This window comes from Rhodocyclus gracilis (genome assembly GCF_009617575.1).
In the GTDB taxonomy this organism is placed as follows: Bacteria; Pseudomonadota; Gammaproteobacteria; order Burkholderiales; family Rhodocyclaceae; genus Rhodocyclus; species Rhodocyclus gracilis.
Genome location: NZ_WIXJ01000019.1, coordinates 1 through 8,187, shown reverse-complemented (window position 1 = coordinate 8,187; position 8,187 = coordinate 1). Strand labels below are relative to the sequence as shown.

Sequence of the window (8,187 nt, the reverse complement as noted above, 5' to 3'; positions counted from 1 at the left end):
GAACAAGCCCTCACCGGAGGGCTTCCAAGAGCCGGAAATTTCCAGCTTAGACCGGTACTAAATCCGGTGCAGCCTCACACGACCGCCGTTGGCAGGTAAGCGTGAACGGCGTCGATCACGTGACCGAAATTGCCGTGAGTGTCGCCACAGAAGAAGATTTGCCGCATCGAAAATCCCAGGAAAGCTTGCAAAGCTTGATGAGCGTGAGACGCTTGAGGTGTGCCGTCCCTCACACCCCAAGCAACAAGTCAGGCTGAAACCTGCTCGCGTAGGCAATTCCGTCGATCAGCCTTCTCCGCTCCGTCGGCTATTCGAGGAATGTCGCGCGAACTGTTGCGTTTTTGATGAAAGCACGAAACCGCATGGCGGATGATCTGCTTCTTAGGGCGACTGGCGTTTTGTGCGTGGCTTACGGTGCGTCAGGGATTCAACGAGCGTTGAGTACCATCCTGGCGCATCCGGAAAATCGGCGAGTAGCACATTCCAGCGTAGCGCATGTGAATCAAGCGAAGCCTGAAGTCGTTCCTGTGGCGTGGCCATCACCCACAAGCCGCACTGTAGCCATCGATGTCGTTCATCGCGTCTAAGCGTTTCGAAACACTCCCGCTTGCCGGACTCTGCCCTCGTAACCTCGATCCGGAGGGTTTTTCCAAGATACCGGAGAAATCGTCCCTGACTGCGATTGGATCCCATGATCATGCAGAGCTTGCGCAGAATGGCAAAGAAGCCGTGGTTGAATTGCCCAACCTGGTTTAAAGGCTGTGTTAAGGAATGTGTCGCGCCATCGAACATCAGCTGCGTTTCCACGGTGGCAAACTGTACTCGGCGCCTCGGCGCTTCGCGAAAGTCCGCGAAGCAGACCGGACAGAGGTTCATCGGCAGCGCGTCGTCGATCTCTCGCCCAAAATCACCGCGATAGTGCATGACGGGGGAGGCACACTGCGGACATGCGTCCAGAAGCTCGATGCGGTGTGTCGGGCAATAGGTCGCCAGCGCCAGCCGCCAGAATTTTCTGAAGTAGGGGATCGTGCCGTCGGCGAGGCAGGCCGGACAGAACTGCTGCCCATAACCTTTTCGCCGCATGCCCCGACTCAGTATTGGTGTGACCCAGTGCAAATGGCCGGAGAATCGAGGGCTTCGATACAGTCGATGCCGGTAGGTGGTTAACGTGCTTGCGAGCACTTCACGTTTCCGGCAACCGGTGTGAAGCGCGATCGCCTCAATCAGCCAGTCCGGGGCGGAGCGATCAACATCACGGTTCCATGGTGACTTTGCGTTGCCGAAGAGTTCCCAGCACAGCCGCTGCACTTTGATGCCGTTCGCCGCAGCGATTCGCACCAGCCACGATGACAGCAATTCATCCGGTAACAACTGAGGATGTGCTGGCCACAGGAGGGCGTGTGCCATGCGCTAGATATCGACAGGTTCCGTCCGGCGTTCTGCAGGCGGGATCCAGTCGATCTGGTCGAGTACTTTTTTGTCAATCCGTTCGCGCCCCGTCTTGATTGCATGCTCCGCTGCGGAAGTCAGCAGCCCCGAAATCTCGCCGATATAGCCGTCGGTGAGCGCGAGAATTTTGTTGGCCAGCGTCTCTTCTTCAAGATAGGACGGGTGATGAAGCGGCAGCGTCGATTCGAACGTCCGCAGCAAGTCCTTAAAGGGCTCGCCAAACTTCCAGGGGCTCAGTGTCACAACGCGAAAGCGGTTCGAGAGCTGAGGGTCGGTTTGGATCGCTCGAAAGGCTTCGCGAACGCCGATGCCGACGATTGGTATCTGGAGTTCGTTGCCGAGATACTTGATGAGGTTCAGGAAGATTCGCTGTTTTGCCATGGCGCCGGCAAGAATGTGCTGGATTTCATCGATGATCAGCATCTTCAGTCCGACGACACGGAGCAACTTGATCACTTGTGCCTGCTTGCGGTCTGCCCGGTCTGAGGGTTTATAGGGCGCAAACAGCAAATCCAGAATCGCGTTGTAGAACCTTCCTTCGTCCGGACTGATTGGTGCTTGGATGTACATCACCGGGATGTTCGCAGCTTCGCTCGCCGGGTCGTTTTGGGATGGGTGACGCTTGCAGAAGTACTTGGCGAGCAGCGTCTTTCCGCTATTGGTTTCGCCGACGATCAGGAGGTTCGGCATTCGGTGTGATTTCGGATACTGAAGAAGATCTTCAAGCCGAATCAGAATCTTCTGTGCAGCATCGTAGGAGACCCAGCGCGATCCCTTGATGTACCGAATGCGCTCTTCATCGGAGCGCTCTAGGTAAGTGGACGCAGTCTTCTGGAGAAGCGGTCGTCCTTCGGTAATAAACAGGCTACTGTCAGTCAAAGTCAATCTCCTCGACCGCGTACGTTTTGGTACTGGCGTAGCCATTGGGTGTGGCAGGGGATTGCGGAGCTTCGGCGGCGGCAGTTTCGCGCCTCAAGTGATGCTCTGCGCCGGTGACACCCAAGCGTTTGCGCTCGCTATCCCGCCGCATCTTTCTGGTTGTCTTCTTCGCCTGTTCAACTATTTGTTGCATCTTGTCGTAGGCGGCGAAGATGCGTGCCTCATCCGGAGCGGTCTGAGGATGTTCCTCCAGTGCTCTTCGTTCGGCCTCGCGCAATTCCCATATGCTGATCGCTGGGTGCGAGGTGTTCCGGTAAGGAATCGGGAAGTACTCCTTCACCTCTGGATCAAAAAACCAGATCGTGCTGATGTCACGCGGGTCTCGGCGACACAGGAATTTGCGCTTCAGCTTCGGTTGGTCCGGGTCTTTGGAGTCGACCCATCGGCGCAGCACGTGGTGCTGATACTCGACGTGATCCCAGACGATTCCGTAGTGCTGGACGGTGCGCAGCTCGAACGGCATCAGGTCGAGCTTCAGCTTGATTTCGTTTGTGATGCGGGCCGGCATGCCAATGCCGGGCGTCTTCTTTGTCCCCAGGATGCCCTCGTGCCACTTGGCGATAGGTGCGATCCCGAGATGCGAGTGCTCGCGTTGGTGATACACGTCGACGCAGAGGAGAGTGAACCAGCGCTCGAACTCCTTGATGCTCATCGTCGCTTCCGCGTCGGAATCGTAGTCGCCCCGCTGTTGAACGTTTGAGAAAGTCGTTCCTTCGAGACCATGAATTTCGTTGTTCAGGGTGCCGAGTAGTCGCTCAATGTGGGCTCCGTAGCGCGGCTTTGCCACCGGACGCCATTCGAGGTTGATCCCGTATTCCTGGCAGGCCCGTTGCAGCATCAGGCCACGGAACTCCTTGGCGTTGTCCGCATGAATCGTTCGCGGGACTCCCCAGCACGGCCACTGGGCCTCGATGTCGAGTTTCGCGAGAAACTTCTCTTTCGGAAGGAATGCGTGCGCCAGGCAGAGGCCGAGCGAAATGTTTCCGGGCTTGTCGAAGGACATATAAAAGCCCAGTACCATCCTGCTGAAGACATCAATCGCCAGTGTGAGATAAGGGCGCCCTATAGGCTGTCGGTGGACGTCGTCGACCAGGACGATATCGACCGGGGTGTGGTCGATTTGAATCACTGAGAGAGGTGCGTTCGCACCTGGGAAACTCCCCGCGATCAGTAACTGCTCGTTCTCGGCGGCCTTGGTTCCCTCACGTGCCTGTGTCTTCTGGAATGTGCTCAGGCGTTTGATGCGTGCTCTCACCGTGTTGGCATGCGGTGCCTGTAGCTGGTTCTTTGCGCACAGGCGGTTTATCTCGCGAATGATCTTCGCTGCATTGCGCTTCTGTTTGTGCAGATAGAGATTTTTGATCGTGTCGCCGACGATCTTTTCGACTTCTTCGGGAAGCCCGATTTGTCCCTTGTCGCGTCGAGGCCGCCGTAGAAAGGCAGAGATTTTGCCGACACGCTTGTAGAGATCGATCCACGCGTAAATGGTCGCGCGGCTGACGTTTGATTCGCGCGCTCTTTCCTCAACCGCTTCCACCGTGAGTCGCGGCATTTCGAGCAGGGGTTCGATGATGCGGTACTTCTTCTCCGCAGCTTCCCACTGATCCGGGTCAATGTCGCCGAGATCCTGCGGGGGGGCGAGTGGTGCCTTTATGGCCGATATCTCCGTGATCGGTGCGTGAACAAGCTTGCCACTCTCGGGCTCAAACAGGAGCACCGTCACAAAGTCCTGCGACTCTTGGCGAATGACATGGCGGATGCCCCGATAGAAAACTTCGGTACCGTAATCAAGCACCAGCCGCGACGTCGGCTCACTCATTCAAAGCCCCAAATCGGTGAGTTCATCGAGAGGTAGCTCGACATGTCTGTGCCGATGCGTCCAGAGGCAAGCAGATGCCACGTTGCAGCGAGGTATTCTGCTTGCAGGCACTCATCGTGCGCGAGCGACCTGACGAGTTGAGCCGGTGTCGTTCCATCCTGCCGCGTAATGCCGACAATGACGGCATTGATGATCTCTTGCGGGAACGAGCGGGCAAGAAAGGGCAGCAGGAACTTCGCGTTATCCAGATAGGGCGTCCGGATTTCGATTTCGCTGACCAAGCTGAAGCGGTAGCCATGCGCCCGAGCGAAGCGAACGCCCTGCTTCAGCTTTGGTTTGAGGACGCGCCAGTTTTTGCCGACATCATCCCGATATTTGACCTCTACGAGCAGCGGCTTCCGGCCAAGAACCGGCTGAAAATGAACGAGGACGTCCGGTGTGTAGCTGCGCGCCTTGCCTTCGTTGTCGGTCCACTGGATTCGTACAGGCTGGACCTCGAACGTGGTTACCTCTGGAGAAAACTCCAACAGGCAGAGGTAATCTCTCTCCAGCGTTGATTCAAACTGAGCGGCGCCGACGGCCTTCGTCGAGAAGGCGATCCCAGTGACGTTGCGATAGTTTTTGGGGATCGTCCGGACAGGCATTCCCAAACCACTCCAGAGTTGCGTCGTCGGATATGCAAATGGTCTGGTTTATGAGTGTGAGGTTCTGGAATGCCGGTGTCAATGGCGTGCCATTCTCTTGGGATTTTTCCAGTTTTCCGATGGAATCGACAGCATAGGTGGGAATCAGTTGGATGCCAACGTCGCTCCTGTCGTCAACGTTTAAACGCCTGTTTGTCCAAAATAATCAGCAGACGGCTCACGCGCTCTGATCACTCCTCCCTCGCCCCCTAAATCCAGAATCCACGCAAAGCATGTAAAGCCATGTTAAGAACATGGCCATGCCGACGACGTGGCGTATATTTCCTCTGGGTTATGAAGAATGGCTTTTGCAGTATCGCATTGACGCATTTCTGAAATCTTCTTGGATTTTCTGTCGTGCAACGCCCGCTGCATTTCATCTCGGGGCTGCCTCGCCCCGGTTCATCTCTGCTCGCTGCGCTAGTGCGCCAGAACACATGCCGGCACTTTCCGCAGAATCCCGGCTTTTCTGCCGCCCTCAAGGTATTCCCGTCGGCCAATACGCGCCGTTCCGTGATGCCGCATGCGGACGAGTCTATTGGCGTTGTACTCGGTTTAGGTATGGAGAGGGCTTGGCGCATCTCGGATGCGTCAAGCCCTCTATCGTTTGGGCGGCGACTGGGGCGAGTGGCGGTCCCGACTTTGGCCTCTGAAGCGCCCAATGGCTTGGAAATCCCCAGGCAGCCCCCTGAGAAACACCGGATACCTACTGCTCAAAACCCCTTCTTACGCTTTACGACCTCACCATGCCTACTCCTCATTTTTGCGCCAACCGACCTGAACGCATCGCCGCGATCATAGCCGCCCTCTTTAGCGTGAGCGCTCAGGCGGGCGACTTCACGATCCACAACGGGCAAACCGTCACCACGACACAAACACTGACAGGAAACGATACCGGCCTCGTTGAGGTGGGGGGGCGATTGTGCTCACCGGATTTAGCGGGGTCGGGATCCAATCAATCGGCAATAACTCCAGCATCTCCAATGCTGGCAGTATTACGGCGTCTGGACAGTTTGGGTACGGCATTTACTCAACGGGCGCCACGGCCAGCATCACGAACACCGGCAGCATTTCGACGTCTGGAGGTAGCGGGTACAGCATTGTCTCAGTGGGCAACAACGCCAGCATCACCAACGCTGGCAATATTTCGGCGTCTGGATATTTTGGGCACGGCATTTACTCCTTTGCTGCCAACGCCAGCATCACCAACGCCGGCAGCATTTCGACTTCTGGAGACAGCGCGGTAGGCATTGTCGCAAGCGATGCCAACGCCACCATCACGAACGCTGGCAGTATTTCGACTTCTGGAGAGAGCGGGGAAGGCATTGTCGCAAACGATGCCAACGCCAGTATCACCAACGCTGGCAGTATTTCGATTTCTGGGCATAACGGGAGGGGCATTTCCTCAAACGGCGCCAATGCCACTATCACCAACCCCGGCCACATTACCGTCAGCGGATCAGGCGCCATCGGCATTTGGGTTGGCGCACCCAGCGGCGCGAACACCACCCTCAACGTCTCCGGCAGCATCACGGCCACGGGCGCGGCGACGCGGGCGATTGTGGGCGGGGCTGGCAATGAAACGCTGAACCTCGCTCCCGGCGCAAAAATCGTCGGGACGGTCGATTTGGGCGCCGGCACGAACGTCGTCAATGTGATCACCAGCGGCGTGTCGCCATCGAGCACGATCGGGGTCGCCAGCAGCGGGGGAACGCTCGCCCTTCGCACCTCCGGTTCCGGCCTGTCGCTGGTCAGCGGCAACGCCGTGACGATCGTCGATCCCAGCGCTATCGCAACGACGCCGGCCTCGCTGGGGAGCCTGTCTTCCGGGATTTCTCAGCAGATCAGCCGGCAGCTCAATCGTACGCCGCCCTTGCCGGCGCCGGTGCAGGTTGCGTCCACTGGGTCGCTCGCCGGCTTGCTGCCGGCCGATAATCAGCCGACTGCGTGGGGACAGGTGTTCGGCCAATACACCCGGAACAACACGAACGGCGCTTCACTGGCGTTTCGTGACCAGAACTACGGCGTGATTGGCGGCCGGGAGCAAGGCATCGGCGAGCACCGCGCCGGCTTCTTCGGCGGCGTTGCACAAATCCACATGGAGACCAATATGTCTTCCGCCAGCAGCGATGGCAACTCGCTGTTTGCGGGGGCCTACGGTCAGTACGTGCTCGACCAGTGGCGCATCAATGGCAGCGTGGCCGTCGGCTATGCGAGTTACCGCAGTGATCGTTTGGTGCTCGATAACCTGTATGGCAATCAGAAGGCCACGGCGAATTATGGTGGCTGGTATGTCAGCCCGTCCGTGTCGGTGATGCGCATTCTGGATCAGGGGGACGGTTTCAGCTGGCGCCCGTCGCTGGCGGTGAACTACACCTGGGGGCATCTGGGCGGCTATACGGAATCGGGCACGACGCGCTCCAACCTCGCCGTCGGAGGACGTACGGCAGAAGTGCTCGATACGCGTCTGCAACTGGCGGCGCATCAGGACCTTGCCGACCGGCAAGGCGAGATCGAATGGCGCGGCGGTATCGGCCGCACGGTGTACGGGCACGATGATGTGGCCGTCTCCTGGCAGGGCGTCGGCAGCCGCTATGCGATGACCGGAACGGGCGACGTCACGGGCGGGTATGTGGGCGTGAACACGCGTCTGCACTACCGGAAGAATCTCGATTTCTCAGCCGACCTCGAAATGTTCCAGTCGGCGGGCGATATCAGTTCCGTGACGGCGTTTGCTGGGCTGATCTATCGGCTTTGAACTCGGGGCAATCGGGAGCCCTGTCCGAGTATCCGGTATCTAGGGCGCGCGTATCCATCGGCATGTCGCGCGAACTGTTGCGTATTTGATGAAAGCACGAAACCGCATGGCGGATGATCTGCTTCTCAGGGCGACGGGCGTTTTGTGCGTGGCTTTCGGTGCGTCAGGGATTAAACGAGCGTTGAGTACCATCCCGGCGCATCCGGAAAATCGGCGAGTAGCACATTCCAGCGGAACGCATGTGAATCAAGCGAAGCCTGAAGTCGTTCCTGTGGCTTGGCCATCACCCACAAGCCGCACTGTAACCATTGATGTCGTTCATCACGTTTAAGCGTTTCGAAACACTCCCCCTTGCCGGACTCTGCCCTCGCAGCCTCGATCCGGAGCGTTTCTCCAAGATACCGGAGACATCGTCCCTGATTGCGATTGGACCCCATGATCTGCGCGATCTCGGCGAGCGCTGCGGGAAGCACCGGGTCTATCGCCTGATGCGGCAGGAAGGCTTGCGCGCGCAGGTGGGCTATCGTCGTCGGTCAGGT

Annotated in this window: 5 protein-coding genes and 1 pseudogene; 2 read left to right on the top strand and 4 right to left on the bottom strand. The window is 58.0% G+C overall.

The window, feature by feature from the left end:
• Positions 1-381: 381 nt before the first annotated feature.
• The 4 genes from GHK24_RS13410 to GHK24_RS13395 are packed head-to-tail and all read right to left on the bottom strand — an operon-like array spanning position 382 to position 4,851.
• Positions 382-1,407 (bottom strand): TniQ family protein, encoded by a 1,026-nt coding sequence (locus tag GHK24_RS13410; RefSeq protein ID WP_153473390.1) that lies wholly within the window; start codon positions 1,405-1,407, stop codon positions 382-384.
• Between the two features lie 3 nt (positions 1,408-1,410).
• Positions 1,411-2,328: a TniB family NTP-binding protein gene (locus GHK24_RS13405; RefSeq protein WP_228384712.1), complete on the bottom strand. Its 918-nt coding sequence runs from the start codon at positions 2,326-2,328 to the stop codon at positions 1,411-1,413.
• Positions 2,321-4,207, bottom strand: coding sequence for a Mu transposase C-terminal domain-containing protein (locus GHK24_RS13400; protein WP_153473388.1), 1,887 nt, complete (start codon positions 4,205-4,207; stop codon positions 2,321-2,323). Before GHK24_RS13400 ends, GHK24_RS13405 begins: the two co-directional genes overlap by 8 nt.
• Positions 4,204-4,851 carry a TnsA endonuclease N-terminal domain-containing protein gene (locus GHK24_RS13395; protein ID WP_153473387.1) on the bottom strand — a complete coding sequence of 216 codons (648 nt, stop codon included), beginning with the start codon at positions 4,849-4,851 and terminating at the stop codon, positions 4,204-4,206. The genes GHK24_RS13400 and GHK24_RS13395 overlap by 4 nt, the downstream gene beginning before the upstream one ends.
• A gap of 1,147 nt (positions 4,852-5,998) precedes the next feature.
• Between GHK24_RS13395 and GHK24_RS13945 the strand changes: the two genes are divergently transcribed.
• Together GHK24_RS13945 and GHK24_RS13385 are read left to right on the top strand one after the other, a co-directional pair.
• The gene (locus tag GHK24_RS13945) at positions 5,999-7,648 is read left to right on the top strand and encodes an autotransporter domain-containing protein (RefSeq protein ID WP_153473386.1); all 1,650 of its coding nucleotides are present in this window, start codon (positions 5,999-6,001) and stop codon (positions 7,646-7,648) included.
• Between the two features lie 437 nt (positions 7,649-8,085).
• Positions 8,086-8,187: pseudogene (locus GHK24_RS13385) on the top strand (IS3 family transposase); the annotation flags it as partial.

Bases quoted from the DNA above. Each gene is read 5' to 3' on its own strand.
- GHK24_RS13410 (WP_153473390.1), bottom strand. From the start codon at position 1,407: ATGGCACACGCCCTCCTGTGGCCAGCACATCCTCAGTTGTTACCGGAT.
- GHK24_RS13400 (WP_153473388.1), bottom strand. From the start codon at position 4,207: ATGAGTGAGCCGACGTCGCGGCTGGTGCTTGATTACGGTACCGAAGTT.
- GHK24_RS13395 (WP_153473387.1), bottom strand. From the start codon at position 4,851: ATGCCTGTCCGGACGATCCCCAAAAACTATCGCAACGTCACTGGGATC.